Below are 18,502 nucleotides of genomic sequence, written 5' to 3'. Positions count from 1 at the left end.
TATGGCTTGCATTCTCTTTTTAACTGCAACCCGGTTTTAAGTACATTGTGGGCGATTTTGTAAAGCAATGCGGTGAGGGCTAAAAGCAGCTTCATTGGCAATAGCTACAATTGTTTGGAGCCGTTATGCTTTGTGGTTTTTTGTAAACTTGTATAAAGTATTTTGCAGCGTTTTTAGAAAATAATGACTGATTTTTAATAAAAGAGAAACCCGTGAGTTATCAAAGAAAAGTTTTTTTGTTGATTATAGTATCTTCCATATTGAAGTTGCTGTTTTCGACCACTACAGAATTAGGTGCGGATGAAGTATATTACTGGACCTTCGCATCAAAACTTCAATGGAATTATTTTGACCATCCGCCCCTGGTGGCCTGGTTAATCCGTTTAACTACAGGAAATCTTTTATTTCATAATGAGCTTTCCGTTCGCCTTGGCGCTATTATATGCTCGGCTATCTGTACCTGGGTAATATTTAAATTAGGAACCCTGATAAATAATTTGCAAACCGGCTGGTTTGCAGCACTGCTTTATACCTCGTCAATTTATTGCAGCATTACTGCGGGCACTAATATTTTACCAGACGGCCCGGAAATGATTTTTTGGCTCATTGGTATTTTACTTCTTATCAAAATTTCCCGCTTAACCGATGATATGCCCAAAGCCAGCTTACTTTGGTGTCTTTTTGGATTAACTGCCGGTTTGTGTATGATGAGCAAAGCTCATGGCGTTTTTTTATGGCTCGGAGCCTTACTTTATGTGCTATTTATTAACCGGGATTGGCTGAAAAGATCTGGCATTTATTTAGGTGCAATTATAAGTTTAATTATAGTGTCTCCGGTGATTATATGGAACTTTCAAAACGATTTTATTACCTATAAATTCCACAGTGACCGGGTTAACCCATTGGGGGGCGGATTGAATTTATTGGGTTTTATAAAAGCCGTATTTAGCCAGGCTGCAAGTAATAATCCGATAAACTTCGTTCTTATTGTTATTAGCCTTATAACCATATTTAAAGGGAAGATGCCAATTGCAAAAAAGGAAGTTAGGATCTTGCTTTTCTGCAGCATGCCATTAATTGCTTTTGTCCTGTTCATCTCTTTATTTAAAGAAACACATCCCTATTGGTCGGGGCCTGGCTACAGCAGTTTGCTGATTTTCCCTGCCGTAAAATTGGCTGCTAACGCCAAAAGTAAAGAACAACTCATTCCCGGTATTATCAAATGGACGCTATCATACCTGTTTATAGTGGCATTATTACAAATTGGGATGATAAACCATTTTCCCGGTACAATATCTTTACAAAAACAAGGGCCCAAAACCGGCGTTGGGGATATTACGCTCGACTCCTATGGTTGGCGGGAAGCTGGAAATAGTTTCGACTCCCTGTATAAAAGCGATGTAGCAAAATATATTATGCCAGCCAATGCACCAATTGTTATCACCAATTGGGATACGGGGGCCGCTATAGAATTTAACATTGCTTATAAAACTAAACAAGAGGTAATAGGAATAGGAGACGTTTTGGACCTGCATCAATATTACTGGACAAATAAATACAAAAATCAGTTAAAAGCAGGTGAAAGCGCTTATTTTATTGTGCCCTCTGATGGGTTTAATTACCGGACATCGGCCAAAGTAAATGCATGTTTTAAGAAGTATGATGAACCATTTGTTATTGCACAATACAGGAGCGGATTGGTATGCAGATTTATTACTGTTTTTAGGATGAGAGGGTACCTGAATAAACCATTATTAAGTAAGACCTTACGTTAGCATTTAGTTTTTTTTACAGTTTTTGGCCCGGGCTGTCCCAGCTTGGCCCACGGCTTGCGTTAACTTATTAATTTACAGTACTGGCTTGTTTCTGTTGTACCGGGTGTTTCTTTTTGTGTCATGTATTCGCGGGACAGCGTGGTTAATTAGCAGCAGGCGGGTAATCACTCAAAGGCCGGGTTTGCAGCCTCGTCAGAGATATCCGCAAAGTCGCTATATTTACCATCATTAAAAACAATGAGCACATTAGATGATTTTTATTTGCAGCAAGATGAACCTGTTAAAGGTACGCTGCTGGCATTGAAGCAAATCATTTTAAAGCAAGACGAAGACATCACTAACGCCTGGAAATACGGGATGCCGTTTTTTTGCTACAAAGGGAAAATGTTCTGCTATTTATGGGTGCATAAAAAGTACCAACAGCCCTACATCGGGATGGTAGAGGGGAAGCGGTTTGATGAGTCGTTTTTAATACAGGAAGACCGTTCAAGAATGAAAATTATGCTGTTTAACCCGAACGAAGATTTACCCTTGCAAACAATAGAAAGCATTATACAAAAGGCGATCAGTTTTTACAAAACAGGGGCAATAAAAATCAAAGAATAATATAGTATCGTTTCTTCCGCAAGGCTATAAAACAAAAAACCTCTTCAAGCATTTGAAGAGGTTTTTGTTTGGTATCGCTTTCTGTCGGGGTGGCAGGATTCGAACCTGCGGCCTCCACATCCCAAATGTGGCGCGATACCGGGCTACGCTACACCCCGAATTGGGATTGCAAAGGTAGGATTTAGATTTACTAATCCAAATCTTTTTTAAAAGAATCTTATCTTTTTTAGTTGAACGGACCCGCACTATTTCGCGATTGAAAAAATAGAGCTTTACGAGTTATTGAAAGTCAATTTGTTAGCTTGTTCGATATCCTATCAGGAGGACAGAACTTTTTTTAATATTTTTTTAGAAAGGGGATGATGGCAGCGTGTTCAAGGTATTCACAGCGTTCGCGAGTTCATTTTTGGACATTGTAATTTATTTGACAGATTCTTTTTATCCCGATAAACTTCATTACCGATTTTTAAATGTGAATAACACAAAACTTATCATAAAGGAATCATAAAATGGATTTAAAAAGCCATTGATATTATAAAAATGGTCATAATATGTATCTTAGTCATGATTAAGGCTGCCTCACTATTTATTTAACCATGATTTCTACAAGCAAATATCATGGTTAATAATAGTCATTGGTTGTCTTAATGCTATTAATGTTAATTATTGCGGCAGGGGTTTTAATCAAATTATCACATAGGTCGATGCTCAACTTTTACAAATTGAAATTTTTTATTTCCTTAATTCTTATTATTCCTGCATTGCATTTCAATGGCTTGGCACAGGGTGTAAAACCAGCTGATAGTGTTACTGTAGCTATTGAACCAGATTATAATAAAGTAAGTAAACTGCACCGGGCACTTTTGGGTGAGAATTACCGCCTGCTTTGGGCCACAAAAGTTAAACTGCCTGTGTTTTACCTGGAAAAAGAAAAAGGTGGATTAAAAATACTGCAGCTTGGCGGCGGGATGCAAACTAAATCGCTACGCCTTCAGGACAGTAGTGGTCAGGAATGGGTTTTGCGTACTATTCAAAAATACCCGGAAAAGGTACTGCCGCCTAATTTAAGGCCTACAATAGCAAAAGATATTGTACAGGATCAAATATCAGCTGAACATCCGTTTGCGGCTTTAACCGTACCAGAATTGGCTGAGGCGCTGAGTATACCACATGCTCATCCAAAAATTGTTTATGTACCAGATGATCCGGCTTTGGGCAGTTATAGAAAAGATTTTGCTAACCAGGTATTTTTATTTGAAGAACGCGAACCTTTAAATGCAGATAAAACTGATAATACACCAAAAGCACAGAGAAAACTGCAAGATGATGATGCTAATCGCGTTGATCAGCATTTAGTTTTAAGGGCCCGGCTATTGGACATGCTCTTAGGCGACTGGGACAGGCACGAAGACCAATGGCGTTGGGAAAGAACAAAAGATAGCGACGGCATTGTATATAAACCCGTACCGCGCGACAGGGATCAGGTATATGACAGCGCCAACGGCTTTTTACCATGGGCAGTATCAAATTATTTATTGATGGCCAAATTCCAGAGCTATGGCTATCATATCAGGTCAATTAGCAGGTGGAATTTAAACGCCCGCTATTTTGACCGCTACTTTTTAAACGGACTGTCAGAACAGGATTGGAAAACCGAGATTGCCTATGTACAGAAAACGTTAACAGACGAAGTGATAACCCGCGCTATTAAACAAATGCCCGATACCATTTTTAAACTTAGTGGTAATGATATTATAAAAAAGCTCATTGCCCGCAGAAGCGTTTTAAATGAACAGGGGTTAACCTATTACATGTTTTTAGCAAAAACAGTTGAAATACCAGCTTCTGATAAACGTGAAAAGTTTGAAATAGTTAACCAGCCTGATGGTAGTTTATCAGTAACCATAAACAGGGTAAAGAAAGATGGCAGGGTGGAGAGAACAGTTTATCAGCGTACTTTTAGTCCATCTGTCACCAATGAAATTAGGTTATATGGTTTTGGAGGGAAAGATCAATTTGTAGTTAGCGGAAAAAAGGCTTCGCCAATTGTTGTTAGAATGATTGGCGGAGACGATGAAGATACATTTACCATTGACAGTACGCTGCATAATAAATCAAGGCTCTATGTTTATGACAGGTCTGATGAAAAGAATAATCTTCCGCCATCATCACAAGCCAGATTAAGAACAGCTGCTGATACGTCAGTAAATTCCTATAATAAATTCAGTTTTAAGTATGATTACCTGCAACCCTTATTGTTGACCAGTTACAATAAAGATTACGGTTTTCAACTGATCCCGCAATTTGTTTATGAAAAACATGGTTTCAGAAAAGAACCATATTCTTCAAGACAGAGTTTGACAGTTGATTATGGCTTCGGGAACAATTCCTTATTGCTAAACTACAAGGGTGAATTTAAAAAGGCTATAGGTGATGATGATTTAGTTGCTAATGTATTATCAAAAGGGCCAAATTATAATAGTTATTTTTTTGGAGTAGGTAACAACAGTGTATTTGTAAATTCAGGTAGCAAGGATATTGAGTATTACAGAAATGTGTATGATTATATAGCAGCAGATTTGCGGATCAGACACAAATATGGCAAGTGGGTTGGAAGCCTGGGTATTATGGAAGAATATTACAATGGTGAAAGAGATGATAATAAAAATAAGTACCTGAACGAATACAATCAGTTACATCCTGATCAAAACGTATTCAGCACGCAGTTTTCCACAGGAGTTATCGGCTCTTTAACGTTAGATACACGGACAAAGGGCGTCATACCGCATAATGGTATTTACTGGAACACTATTGCCTCCGGAATGACCTCAGTTAATGTAAGCAATCACACCTTTGGGAAATTCTTAACAGAATTCAGTTTTTATTTAAATCCTGACAGGGATTCTGTATTCGTTATATCCAACCGTATTGGTGGCGGCATTATTGCTGGCAATGCCAATTATTATCAGCAGGTTAAACTAGGTGGTGATTTGGATCTCCGTGGCTTTTATATATGGCGCTTTACCGGTAAAAGTATGGCATATGATAACTTTGAAATACACTTAAAGTTATTTGATTTTACATCATATATTACCCCTGGTAGTGTAGGTGTGATAGGTTTTAATGATGTTGGAAGGGTATGGACACCGGGTGAATCATCAACAGCTTTACATGATGGTTATGGCGGTGGTTTTTACATTATCCCGGCTCAATTAGTACTGATACAGGCAGTTGTTGGTTTTTCAAAAGAAGGCACATACCCTTATATAACTATCGGCTATAAATTTTGATTTTATATTTACATAATGAAATTTCAGTTGCCCGAAAATAATCCATTTCAGCTTCAGTTCTCATTTAACAAAATAATTGAGCATTGGGAAGAACTGGCTGTTTCAGCAGGTGCAAAAAGTTTATTGGCAAAAGAAAGATTAAGGGAAATAGAACCTTATCCTGAATTAAAAAATGGAATAACTGACTTTAATTGGGTGAAGAATAATCAGGCAGTTATTAGTAACTTATTATCAGAACTTTTTCCCGTTGCATTAACAAATAATGAAATTAAGGCTGTAACCCTTCCATATCAGCATATTTTAATTAGCCCAACAAGAAGGCTTCAAAATATCCTTGATGCGGCAAATCCTCCTTTCGATATATTTATCAGGAATTCAGATGAGCATCAATTGTATATAATGAGTTGTTGCCTTATAATGAATAGGTTTTACGGTACCAATTTTGATTTTAGCCGTCCGCTGTTTTATGATATTCCAACTGCTGAGGGGGTAATTAAACATTATCGCATTACTTATAATGGTGATTTTTTAGAGCTGATACCAACCGAAAGATCAGTTGCAATTTCACAAAGCGATATCGAATTGTTGAGAGATAATTTTGACGATCTTGAGCTCTGGAAACAAAAATTCCCGTCGGGAAGCTGGCTTGCTAAAGGTTTTGCCATTATAACTTTATTTGATGCAACTGTTGAAAATGCTTTATCTGCTTTAAAAGAAACTTTATTAGGCGAACGCAGTGAAGAATTAAAAAAGCAACTGCTATCAATTTTTCGCTCCATCTTTAATATCCCGGACCTCTATATTGGTTTCGCTGCTTTTAATGCCAACGAAAACAAATTCAGTATTACCAGTTTTGATCAAAGTATTCCAAGTTTTCTTTTATTTGGTGAAGAAGAAAAAGATGCCGACAAGGCTTTATGCGCATCTGCTATTACCAGCCTTATGGAGGAGAAAACTTACTATGCAGTAGCTGATGTGCCCGCTTTTTTGGCTAAAAACAAAGATAATGGCTTTACACAGCATTTTAATAACCAGCATATTAAGAGCCTCATTTTGGCTCCTGTATTAAAAAATAATCGTTTAATTGGTGTTTTTGAAGTCATTTCTTATAAAACCGGGCAACTTAATAGTATCAATGCTAACAGGCTCAATATAGTAATGCCGTTTTTAACGGATACGATAGATCGTCAATTTACAGAACTTCAAAACAGGATACGGGCACTTATACAAATTGAATACACGTCCATTCACCCCAGCGTTTACTGGAAGTTTGAAAAAGAAGCATTAAAATCAATTCAATATAAAAATCAACAAAAAGAATATGCGCTAAAAGAAGTAGTATTTGAAGACGTTTACCCTCTTTATGGACAAATTGATATAAAAGACTCTTCCATAACCAGGAACAATTGTTTGCAATTAGATTTGCAAAAGCAGGCACTAACAATAATGGCCATTTTAGAGCAACTAAAGGCTGAATTTAAGGATCTTACCGATGAGTATATCCCCGAATTAAGCGAGCTGATAACCCAGCTTGATTTTTTTAAAGCTGATACCGAACAGCAGTTTTACCATTTTCTTGATACTAAAATATACCCATTGTTTAACCTGGCTATTTCATCGCAATCGGTTATAAAGCCTTTAATTCGTGAATATTTTTCACATTGCGATAAAACTGATGGTGACTTCCATTCAAACCGAAGGGAGTATGATAAAACAATAATACTCATAAATGAAAAAATGGTGCTTATACTTGATCATGCGCAGGTTGAATCACAGGCACGATTTCCCCATTATTTTGAAAGATTTAAAACTGATGGTATAGAGCATAACCTATACATTGGAGCATCAATAGTTCCTGAACGTAAATTTGAGCTGACCGACTTATACAACCTGCGCCTTTGGCAAATACAGGTACTTTGTGAAATGGAGATAGAGCATCATTTTCAAAAAAACGCATTACCCCATCCGCTTGAAGTAACCTCCCTTATTTTAGTGTTCAATAATCCCATATCTATCCGCTTTCGTACCGATGAAAAACAATTTGATGTTGATGGCGCCTACAATGCACGCTATGAGGTAGTTAAAAAAAGGATAGATAAGGCCTTTGTTAAAGGCACAAATGAACGTATTACAGAGGTTGGGAAATTAGCTATTGTTTACTCAAATAAAGAAGAAGAGTGGGAGTACATAACTTACATTCAATTTCTGCAATCAAAACAAATGCTGGATGATGGAATTGAAATGCTGGAAATTGAAGACCTGCAGGGAATTTCGGGTTTAAAAGCGTTGCGTGTGAAAATATTGTACGATAAAGATCTGCCTTTAACTAAACGATATGATTATACGGAACTATTACATGAAATGAATAAGCAGAATGTATCATAAACCATTAGGCTAAATAAAAACAATACAATTGTTAAAATAACTATGATGAATTACCACAAATTGCTTGAAAAGGTATCTGAATATGCATTGGATTATTTCAAGACACAAAACAGTAAGTCTTTTATTTATCACAATAAAAAGCATACAGAAGATGTGGTTAATAAAACAACCGAAATTGCAAATCATTATCAGGTAAACCCGCATGATCTGGCTATGGTTTGTTCTGCTGCATGGTTCCATGATTTGGGGTATTTTATTGATCCCGATCACCACGAATCGCAAAGCGCTTTATTGGCAGAAAGTTTTCTGAGAGCTAAAGAAGTTGATGAATCGGATATACTGATTATTAAAAATTGTATTATGGCGACTCATATGCCACAATCGCCAAATAGTTTATTGGAAAAAATTATTTGTGATGCCGATCTGTATCATTTGGGGACAGATGATTTTCTCAAAAAAGACAAAGCGATGCAACAGGAATATAATGATTTTCATCATCCCCATTTAAATAAATCAGAATGGCGCCAAAAAAGCATTGTGTTTTTACAAAAGCATCAATATCATACCGATTATTGCCAGCAGCTATTGGATAGTAGTAAACAAAAAAACATTGAAATATTAAAAAGTAAGGTTGGAAATGCGTTAGATAAAGTTGTTCAACCAGAACATAAGTTAGATGAAAATATTGCTGTTGCAGATGTAACACCAGCCACCGATCGTCCAAAAATAAAAAAGAACAAAGACAAAGCAATTGATGATAAGCCTGAAAAAGGAATAGAAACCATGTTTCGCATTAGTTCAAGTAATCATCAACGGCTCAGCGATATGGCCGATAAAAAGGCACATATCATGATCACCGTTAATTCAATTATTTTATCGGCTTTGATAAGTTTGGTATTGCGCCGGCTTAATGAATATGAATACTTGCTGATACCAACTATTATTTTATTAGGTGTTAGCGTTGCTGCTATGACGTTTTCCATTTTGTCAACCCGTCCATCTATTCCCAACGGCGTTTTTTCAAAAGATGAAGTGGATAATAAAACAGTGAACCTGTTATTTTTTGGCAACTTTTATAAAATGGGTTTGGATGATTATAACTATGGCATGCTAAAAATGATGGATGATAAAGAGTTTTTATACGGCAGTTTGATTAAAGATTTATACTCACAGGGTGTGGTTTTAGGTAAAAAATACCGGTTGTTGCGTATTGCTTACAGCGTTTTTATGTTTGGCCTTATTGTATCGGTCATTGCATTTATTATTGCAGTTACGTTTTTCAGTACTAATAAGCCAACCATATAATTATTAAAAATATGAATAGAAAAGTCATCATCGGCATTACCTGCCTCTTAATTGGCCTTGGCATTGCTACTGCCAGTTGTGGTCAATCAAAATCCGGTAAAACAAGTGATTTACGGGTAATATTAATACGTCATGGTGAAAAGCCTGATGATGGAGATAACTTATCATGCAGCGGACTAAACAGGTCGCTTAAATTGCCTGCTGTAATTAAAAGCAAATACGGGGTTCCTGATTATATATATGTCCCCGCTCCCGGAACAGGAAAAAAAACAAAAAATTGCAGAATGCTGCAAACGGCAACACCACTTGCAATAAAATACAACCTTAACATTAATACCAATTATAATGTTGATGAGGCTAATAAACTGGCAAACAATATTACCAAAAATAGTGGTACTATTTTAGTGGTTTGGGAACATAAAGAATTGGTTTCCATTGCAGAAATGCTTGGTGTAAAAGGTAAACTATATTGGGATCCTGCAGATTATGATACCATTTGGGTAATAACTTTTAAACAAGGTAATGCTATACTTTCAAAAGATATCGAAGGAATTAAACCATCAGCCGCATGCTCCTTTTAGCTAAATAGAAGATGAAATTAAACGGTCTTAAAAATTAATGTTAAAGATATTATGGGTGAAATTGCCGTTGATATTAACAAACAACCCGATGATCAGGCTGGGAAGTTAGCTGAAGGAAAAAAAAAGAAAAAGGATAACGATAAACCAGACAGAGGTATTGAAACCATGTTCAGGATAAGTTCCAAAAATCATCAGGAATTAAGTGATATGGCTGATCAGAAAGCACATATCCTTATTACAGTAAACTCAATTATTTTGTCGGCCATAATAAGTTTGGTGCTGCGTCGGCTGGATCAATACGCTTACCTGATGTTACCCTCATTTATTTTAATGACGATAAGTGCTATATCCATGACTTTTTCTATTCTATCAACCCGGCCATCAATACCCAACGGTGTTTTCTCAAAGGAAGATGTTGATGAAAAAAAAGTTAATCTTTTATTTTTCGGCAATTTTTATAAAATGAAACTCGAAGAATACAATTACGGTATGCTCAAATTAATGGATGATAAAGATTTTTTATATGGTAGTCTCATTAAGGATATCTATTCACAAGGAGTGGTTTTAGGAAAAAAATACCGTTTGTTGCGTATAGCTTATAATGTTTTTATGTTCGGTCTTATTGCGGCCGTACTGGCATTTATCATAGCCGCGGTATTTAATCATCATGCTATAGTTAGCAAATACCCGCATCAGAACAATTAATAGAATGATTAAAGTTATAGGTAAACGGCATTTGCAGGTGCTTTTTCTTTTTTTAACCATAAATATAACTGATTCAAGCCGGCTTTGTGCGCAGTTTGTAACCCCCAAATTTGATGATCGGATTTTAATCGATCTTCAGGATAACCGTACACCAGGTCAAACCAGTTTCTTTTTATTTATGTCAAACACCAACAAATATGTTGATGCTGGTGTACCGGCGGCGCTATTAGTTGGTGGGATAATTGACCATAATGAAGCTATGCGTCAAAATTCATTATATGTGGCAAGTAGCACCGCAGTTTCCTACGGATTAAACTATTTAATTAAGCATATTGTTAAACGCCCAAGACCATTTATACAAAACATAAATATTGTACCGGTTTACAGGGCCGGGGGGACATCCTTTCCATCAGGGCACGCTGCTTCATCAATTGCTATGGTTACTTCTTTATCTATTGCTTATCCTAAATGGTATGTAATTGCGCCTTCCTTTTTATGGGCAGGCACAATAAGTTACTCACGAATGTATTTGGGCGAACACTATCCAAGCGATGTTGCCAGTGGTGATTTATTGGGAGCAGGGTCAGCAGTATCGCTTATGTTTCTAAAAAAATAGCTAAACTTAATATTACTGTAAATCTAACCATGCTATTATGCAGGTCATAATATGATTATAAAGTTTATTATTTGCTTTATAATAATTGGATTATTAATGTTTTAGACTGATATAGAACGGATAACAAATATTTTATTATTTACTTTTGTAATAAAGTTTTTATAAATTCGTTTTCTGTATTTTTTTAATGGGCGCCATAAAAACCTCTTCTGATGCTGAATTGGTTGACTTGTTAAAGTCAGGGGATAGGGTTGCGTATACAGAAATTTACGATCGTTATATCCTCGTTCTTCTTAATCACGCTTATAATAAAACGCGTAATCGCGAAGAAGCAAAGGATGTGGTACATGAAGTTTTTGCGAAGCTATGGGCCAAACGCGAGGATTTTAATTGCCATACTAACCTTTCGGGCTACCTTTATGCTTCTGTACGAAACAATATTTTAAACCAGGCGGTACATCAAACTGTTTTGGATAAGTACATGTCTTCAATTACTCGGTTTATAAATGATGCCGAAAGTTATATAATAACGGATCATTTGGTAAGGGAGCGTGAGTTATCATCCATTATTGAAAAAGAGATAGCCAATCTTCCACCAAAAATGCGGCAGGTATTTGAACTTAGTCGTAAACAGCACTTCACTCATAAAGAGATAGCAGAGCAGCTTGATATTTCTGAGCAAACTGTAAGCAAACACGTAACCAATGCTTTACGGATATTGAGGGTACGTTTAGGTATTTTTGTTTACCTACTTTGGATCATTCACCCCAAATAAAGAAAAATCATTTTCTTTTACCTGTTACCGCTCCGCTTCTTGTCTTACTATTAACAAACAAATAACATTCTATTAATATGAAAGAACAAGAACTCGAAGAGTTGTTGTACAGATACGAAAACAATGCAGTAACCGAAGAGGAACGCGCATTGATAGAGAGCTGGTATCTTCAGCATCGTGAAAGCGATTTGCCTGAATATACGATGGAAGAGCGTCTGGTGGATGCAGAAGCAGTTTGGACTGGCTTGCACCAACAAAATGATAACAGGAAGATAGTACGTCTTTTATTGCGGATAGCGGCAGCGGCTTCGTTGCTAATCATATGCACTTTTGGTGGATACCGGATGCTGCATAATAGGCTACCTGTAAGGCAAATAGCTGAAAATACGGTTAACGATGTAGCTCCAGGAGGAAACAAAGCTATATTAACCCTGGCTAACGGCGAGAAAATTTACATTAATGATGCTAAAAAGGGAGTTATCACACATCAAGCCGGAATAAAGATTACGAAAAATAAAAAAGGACAAATCATTTATCAGGCAAGCCATACAAATAATGCTGTGGGTATATCAAATGATAATACTTTGGTAATGGCTTATAATACGCTGTCTACTCCAAGAGGCGGCCAATCATCAGTTACTTTATCTGATGGAACTGTTGCCTATTTGGATGCAGGTTCATCCATAAAATTCCCTGTTTTATTTAGTGGTAATGAGCGCAGGGTTGCTATAACCGGGCAGGTTTATTTTGATGTAGTTCATAATGCAGCCAAACCATTCAAGGTGGATGTTAAAGGGCAAACCATTGAAGATATTGGTACCAGTTTCAATATTAATGCTTACGATGATGAACCAGTTATTAAAACTACTTTATTATCAGGCAGTATAAAAATATCCAAAGGAAGCAAATCAGCCACTTTAGTGCCTGGGCAACAAGCGATAACTCTTTTGAGTATGGATGCCATACATGTAAAAGATGTAGATACTGAAGAAGCCAAAGCGTGGAAAGAAGGCTATTTTCTTTTCAATAATGAAAAATTGGAGAGTGTGATGCGTAAAATTTCCCGTTGGTATGATGTGGATGTAGTTTACCCTGAGGGTCAGAAATTGGATGTTGAATATTGGGGAAGTATAACCAGGTATGGTAATGTATCAAAGGTGTTAAATATGTTGCAAATAACTGGTGATGTGAAGTTTAGGGTTGATGGGAAGAGGATAATAGTTTCAAAAAAATAACAAATCAATTAGCATATATTAATTATTAAAAATTTAATCCCGGAAAAATATGGATAAACAAAGACTATAACTACTCGACGAAAAGTGAACGAGAAAAAAATAGCGGAAGCGTTCGTACCGCCCCCGCTTAACTGCCGGTTCACTCCGTTCGCCAACCGGCGAACGAGAAAATTGCTTTGAGACAAATATTTCACGTTAAACAGACTTTCAAATGTATAAAAAATTAAAAAGATTTTTTTGTACCCACTTGGGCTACATTCACAAATTCTTGCTGATTATGAAATTAACTACTATTATATTGATAGTTACATTCTTACACGTAAGTGCAGCGGGCATTGCTCAGAAAATTACCTATAAAAACAATTCGGCCTCGTTAGAGCAGATCTTTAAAGAGATCAGGAAACAAACAGGCTATAATGTGCTGGTATCATCAAATAAAATAAAAGATGTTCAACCGCAGTCCGTTAATTTTGAAAATGCTTCATTAAATGAAGTACTGGACAGAGCTTTAAAAGGACAACCACTAACTTATAACATTGAAGATAAAACGATTCTGATACGGTATCAGTCGGTACCTAATGTTTCAGCTAATGTACAGCCGCCCATTTCTGGTAAAGTTGTTGATTCAACGGGGATGCCACTGCCAGGTGCATCAGTAAAAATTAAAGGCACCAATATTGGCCAGGTAACTGATGTAAACGGCAAGTTCAGCCTTGAGGCACCTTTAAACAGTGTTTTAATAATAAGCTACATTGGTTTTGAAACCAGAGAAGTTATCGTTAAGAGTAATGCTGAAATTACCATTATACTTTCATCGTCAAGCAACTTACAAACTGTTGTTGTAACGGCGTTGGGTATTAAAAAGGAAGAAAGAAGGGTAGGCTACTCTATTACACAGGTGAGTGGTGAGGAGGTATCAACTACACGCGAACCAACATTTGTTAATGCGTTGGCGGGTAAGGTTGCTGGTTTGGTAGTACAAACTCCGCCTAATGGCCCGGGTGGTTCATCAAGGGTAATTTTGCGTGGATATTCTTCTTTTTCAGGATCAAATCAGCCTTTATATGTAATAGATGGTGTTCCAATTAATAGTGACACCCGCGAAAATAGCAATGACCCAGGCAAAATATATGGCGGTTCTGACCCCGGTGATGGTTTGAACTCTATTAACCCTGATGATATTGAATCAATCAGCATATTAAAAGGTGCTTCTGCGGCTGCACTTTATGGAGGTGGCGCACAGGCCGGTGTTATATTGATTACTACCAAAAAAGGTAAAAAAGGTGCCGGAGTTGGTATAACCTTTAATAGCAATATGGTACTTGAAAAAATGATTCCATATGATAACCTGCAAACAGAGTATGGTCGCGGTTATTATGGCCGGACATATACCGCTGCTGATGATACCGTGGGTTTCTTTTATGGTGGACTTGGCAACAATTCAGGAGATCCTCCGGGATGGTCATGGGGAGCAAAAATTGAGGGACAGCCATTCCTTGATATAGATGGTAAGATTAAGCCATATGTACTTCAAAGTGCTGCGCAAAATTTTGATAGATTTTATAAGATTGGCATAACAACAACCAATAGTCTTGCCTTAACCAAAGGATATGATGATGGCTCATACCGTGTATCGGTATCAGATACCCGCGATGATTCTCCTACTCCTGGTGAGGGTTACGAACGCTATAATGCTGTATTTACCTTAAATCAGGATTATGGCAAGCGCTTGCATACCAGTTTTAAAGTGGATTTATCACGTGTACTTCGCTTAAATGCACCGCTTGAACGTGGCGATGGTCGTGGTTCAATGGGACAAAGTTATCCGCGTATAGCTAATACTACTGATATAAGATTACTGGATGCAAAGGATGCTAACGGTAACTTTCTTTCTACCTATACTGCTAACCCATATGTAGAGTTGGAAAAGGTAAGAAACGATCAAACTCAAAACCGTGTATTAACATCGGGTAATATTACTTATGATATTACCAATCATTTCCATTTTAATTTTATTGCAGGGCTTGATTATATTAATACTAATGGTGAGTTTGCAGTGTATCCGAATAATGTAACCAATAACAGTGGTATTTATTCTACTTCATCAATCCAACAACAAAAAACAGATGTGAGGAGTACTTTGAATTATGAAGATAAATTTAAAGACTTTACACTAAATGTACTTGCAGGTGTCGAGTCGCAAAACGCTCTTCAAAATTCACTCGCCTTAAGTGGTTCAAACTTTGTTGACGCTTCGCAATTGAATTTTAATAACCTGAAAACAATTAATAATCCGGTACAACTACACTCTCCGCGCTACGAAACAAATTCTGTTTTTGCATCAGCCGATTTGGGGTATAAAAATTACCTGTTTTTAGAAATTACCGGGCGTAATGATTGGTATTCTGCATTAACATCCAATTTACCAAACTTTAAAAACTATTTGTTTTATCCTTCTACTAACTTAAGCTTTGTTTTTACCGATGCCTTCCATATCGATCCTAAAGTGCTTTCATTTGGTAAATTAAGAGCTTCTTATGGGCAAACAGGTAGTAATCCAACGCCACAGGCCACAAACCTTACTTATACTTCACAAGGCACGCTTAATGGTATCCCTTTAAGTGAAGTTACCAATGACTCAGCACCACCTGATCATTTGCAGCCCGAAGTAACAACCGAATCGGAAATAGGTACTGAACTGAAATTTTTTGGTAACAGGATAGGGCTTGACTTTGATTACTATTATAAAAAATCACATAACTTTTTATTGCCTATAACTTTAAGTAACTCTACCACCTTCAGTTCGGTTTATGTAAATGCCGGCGATATGTATAATAAAGGTGTAGAACTATTGTTAACTGGGAGCCCTATAAAAACTCAAAAGTTTACATGGGATGTGAGCTTAAACATGGCCAAAAATAAAAATATGGTTACAGCGCTTGCACCTGGTTTAGGTACAGGTATCGATATTTATTATAACATTGAGGCCAGGGTAGGTTATCCACTTGGTTCTATTTTTGGTTCAACTTATCAAAAAGCACCTAACGGACAAATAGTTTATCAGCCTGAAAACTCACAAACCGGTGATACCGGAACGCCTAATTCAGTTATTATAGCTAAAAACAGCGGCGACAACTATTTAGGTAGCGCCAATCCGGATTGGTCTGGTGGTATAACCAATACCTTTACTTACAAAAACTTTAGTTTTAGTTTCCTGATAGATGGACAGTTTGGTGGCCAGGTTTATGAAGCTGATGCTATATGGACTAACTATTTTGGTAACTCAAAAGCCTCTTTATTGGGTCGTGATGGTACCTATATTCCTAACGGTGTGGTAAATGTGGGTACAGCAACAGCCCCGGTTTATGCAAAAAATACATTGCCTTACAGCGCATATATCCAGTTTAATGACAACGGTAACGCCGATAAGATCATTGATCAGTCGAATGTGTTCAGCAGAACGTTTATCAAATTCCGCCAGGTATCATTAGGATATAATATTCCGAAAAGCATATTGGCAAAGACCTTTATCCGCTCCGCTACTTTTTCTCTTATTGGTCGCAATCTTTTCTACATCAAAAAAGACCTTCCAACATTTGATCCGGAAGCTTCTGACAGTATTGGAAATGGTTTCGGTTATGATAGTGGTGGTTCACCTGTGAGCCGCACCTATGGGTTTAATTTAAATGTAAGTTTTTAACAAAAGGAGGAGACAAATCATGAAAAATATAGCTTATAAAATATTAGCTTTTCTTTTTGTACCGGTTATGATAACAAGTTGCACTAAGAATTTTGTTAAAATTAATACCAATCCTGATGCGACTACAACGGTGCCTTCAGGTTCTCTATTATCTGATGCATTGGTAAGAACCTCAACGGTTGATATGGAGAGCCGTTTTAATTATTGCCATGCATTTATGCAATATGGGTATAGCTCATTCTGGTCGGGTACTACGTATGTAGCTGCTGACGGTCCCGCATCATCACTATGGAATCATTTTTATAACCCGGTTTTAACAAGTCTGGATATTTTGATTCAACAAACCCAAAATGATCCAACGCAGGCAAGTACCTATGCAGCTGCACGTATATGGCGCGTATTTATCTTTCAAAAGCTGACAGATTTTTATGGCGATGTACCTTACAGTCAATCAGGATTAGCTTTAACTCAAAAAGTATATACACCTGCTTATGATGCACAAAGTGCAATATATGCCAGTTTGGTAACAGAACTAAGAGCCTCAATTGCTTTGTTGGCAGCTAACAGTACACAAACCGTACAAGGCGATCAGTTTTACAGCGGCAGTGCTGCTGAATGGAAAAAATTAGGAGCTTCGTTGTTACTAAAAGTTGGGATGCGCTTAATTAAAATTGATCCTACACAGGCCGCATCTCTTGCAAAAGAAGCGGTTGCTGATGGGGTTATGACAGGCAATAGTGATATGCCGATATTATACCACAGTGCACAATTTGCCAATGGTATTTATACCGTAGTGCAGGATGGCGTAGAGCATTTCTTTTTAGATAAAACGCTGGTATCAGAAATGCAGAATGCAAGTGATCCGCGCTTACCAATTTATGGTGCTATATACAGTGCCCCGGTATCGCAAGGAGGTACAATAACGGACGACAACCCGGCAGATTTTGTTGGTTATAGCTTTAACAGCAGTGACCCGGCACCTACAGTAAGAATAAATGCTGCTGTTTTTGGACTGCAAACCACACCTTTCTTTGATTTTCAATATGCGGAAGTTGCATTTTTGGAAGCAGAAGCTGTAGTACGTGGTTATATTACCGGTGATGCAAATGCTTTATATACCTCTGGTGTAACGGCGCAAATGCAATCACTGGCTTTATTACCAACAAACCCAACAATTACAAGCGCCCAGATCAGTGCCTATTTAACTCAAAACCCACTTCCGACGGCTACTGAAGATCAGATTGCAAGGATAAATACAGAATACTGGCTCGCTGGTTTTGCTTTTGATGGGGAAGATGAATACGCCAACTGGCGCCGTACGGGTTATCCGGTACTTACGCCTAATCCGGGCAGCGTTTCACAGGTAATTCCACGCAAAATGATATACCCGCAAAGCGAGTTTAATTTGAATAACGCCAATGTAAATGCAGCACTTGCACAATACGGCGGTACAAACACCTTTAACACGCTTGCACGTGTTTGGTGGGATAAGGCAAACTAATTTAGTTGGTTAGTTAGTTTAATTTAAG

Annotated in this window: 12 protein-coding genes and 1 tRNA gene; 12 read left to right on the top strand and 1 reads right to left on the bottom strand. The window is 37.3% G+C overall.

Annotated elements, in window-relative coordinates; all coding sequences use genetic code 11:
• Positions 1 to 212: 212 nt before the first annotated feature.
• The gene (locus JN11_RS16560) at positions 213 to 1,775 is read left to right on the top strand and encodes a glycosyltransferase family 39 protein (RefSeq protein WP_170227777.1); all 1,563 of its coding nucleotides are present in this window, start codon (positions 213 to 215) and stop codon (positions 1,773 to 1,775) included.
• A gap of 237 nt (positions 1,776 to 2,012) precedes the next feature.
• Positions 2,013 to 2,381 carry a DUF1801 domain-containing protein gene (locus JN11_RS16555; RefSeq protein WP_144914349.1) on the top strand — a complete coding sequence of 123 codons (369 nt, stop codon included), beginning with the start codon at positions 2,013 to 2,015 and terminating at the stop codon, positions 2,379 to 2,381.
• Between the two features lie 84 nt (positions 2,382 to 2,465).
• Here the strand turns inward: JN11_RS16555 and JN11_RS16550 are convergent.
• A tRNA-Pro gene (locus JN11_RS16550) sits at positions 2,466 to 2,539 on the bottom strand.
• 564 nt (positions 2,540 to 3,103) lie between these two features.
• Here JN11_RS16550 and JN11_RS16545 point away from each other — a divergent pair.
• The 10 genes from JN11_RS16545 (at position 3,104) to JN11_RS16500 (ending at position 18,474) form a co-directional block, all read left to right on the top strand.
• Positions 3,104 to 5,671, top strand: a complete 2,568-nt coding sequence (locus tag JN11_RS16545; protein ID WP_246139038.1) for a BamA/TamA family outer membrane protein — start codon at positions 3,104 to 3,106, stop codon at positions 5,669 to 5,671.
• A gap of 15 nt (positions 5,672 to 5,686) precedes the next feature.
• A complete protein-coding gene (locus JN11_RS16540) occupies positions 5,687 to 8,056 on the top strand; it encodes a GAF domain-containing protein (protein WP_144914346.1) in 2,370 nt (789 codons plus the stop codon).
• 42 nt (positions 8,057 to 8,098) lie between these two features.
• Positions 8,099 to 9,361, top strand: a complete 1,263-nt coding sequence (locus tag JN11_RS16535) for a Pycsar system effector family protein (protein ID WP_246139037.1) — start codon at positions 8,099 to 8,101, stop codon at positions 9,359 to 9,361.
• A gap of 11 nt (positions 9,362 to 9,372) precedes the next feature.
• Positions 9,373 to 9,942, top strand: a complete 570-nt coding sequence (locus JN11_RS16530; RefSeq protein ID WP_144914344.1) for a histidine phosphatase family protein — start codon at positions 9,373 to 9,375, stop codon at positions 9,940 to 9,942.
• 51 nt (positions 9,943 to 9,993) lie between these two features.
• The gene (locus tag JN11_RS16525) at positions 9,994 to 10,647 is read left to right on the top strand and encodes a Pycsar system effector family protein (RefSeq protein WP_211360805.1); all 654 of its coding nucleotides are present in this window, start codon (positions 9,994 to 9,996) and stop codon (positions 10,645 to 10,647) included.
• A 4-nt stretch (positions 10,648 to 10,651) separates the two neighbouring features.
• Complete coding sequence (locus tag JN11_RS16520) at positions 10,652 to 11,263, top strand: phosphatase PAP2 family protein (RefSeq protein ID WP_144914342.1); 612 nt, start codon at positions 10,652 to 10,654, stop codon at positions 11,261 to 11,263.
• Between the two features lie 187 nt (positions 11,264 to 11,450).
• Positions 11,451 to 12,038: an RNA polymerase sigma factor gene (locus JN11_RS16515; protein WP_144914340.1), complete on the top strand. Its 588-nt coding sequence runs from the start codon at positions 11,451 to 11,453 to the stop codon at positions 12,036 to 12,038.
• A 77-nt stretch (positions 12,039 to 12,115) separates the two neighbouring features.
• Positions 12,116 to 13,273 carry a FecR family protein gene (locus JN11_RS16510; protein ID WP_144914339.1) on the top strand — a complete coding sequence of 386 codons (1,158 nt, stop codon included), beginning with the start codon at positions 12,116 to 12,118 and terminating at the stop codon, positions 13,271 to 13,273.
• A gap of 277 nt (positions 13,274 to 13,550) precedes the next feature.
• Positions 13,551 to 16,973 carry a SusC/RagA family TonB-linked outer membrane protein gene (locus JN11_RS16505; RefSeq protein WP_170227776.1) on the top strand — a complete coding sequence of 1,141 codons (3,423 nt, stop codon included), beginning with the start codon at positions 13,551 to 13,553 and terminating at the stop codon, positions 16,971 to 16,973.
• Between the two features lie 19 nt (positions 16,974 to 16,992).
• Complete coding sequence (locus JN11_RS16500) at positions 16,993 to 18,474, top strand: SusD/RagB family nutrient-binding outer membrane lipoprotein (protein ID WP_144914336.1); 1,482 nt, start codon at positions 16,993 to 16,995, stop codon at positions 18,472 to 18,474.
• Positions 18,475 to 18,502 lie beyond the last annotated feature (28 nt).

Source organism: Mucilaginibacter frigoritolerans (assembly GCF_007830615.1).
Classification (GTDB): domain Bacteria; phylum Bacteroidota; class Bacteroidia; order Sphingobacteriales; family Sphingobacteriaceae; genus Mucilaginibacter; species Mucilaginibacter frigoritolerans.
This window is presented reverse-complemented; position numbering and strand designations above follow the sequence as displayed.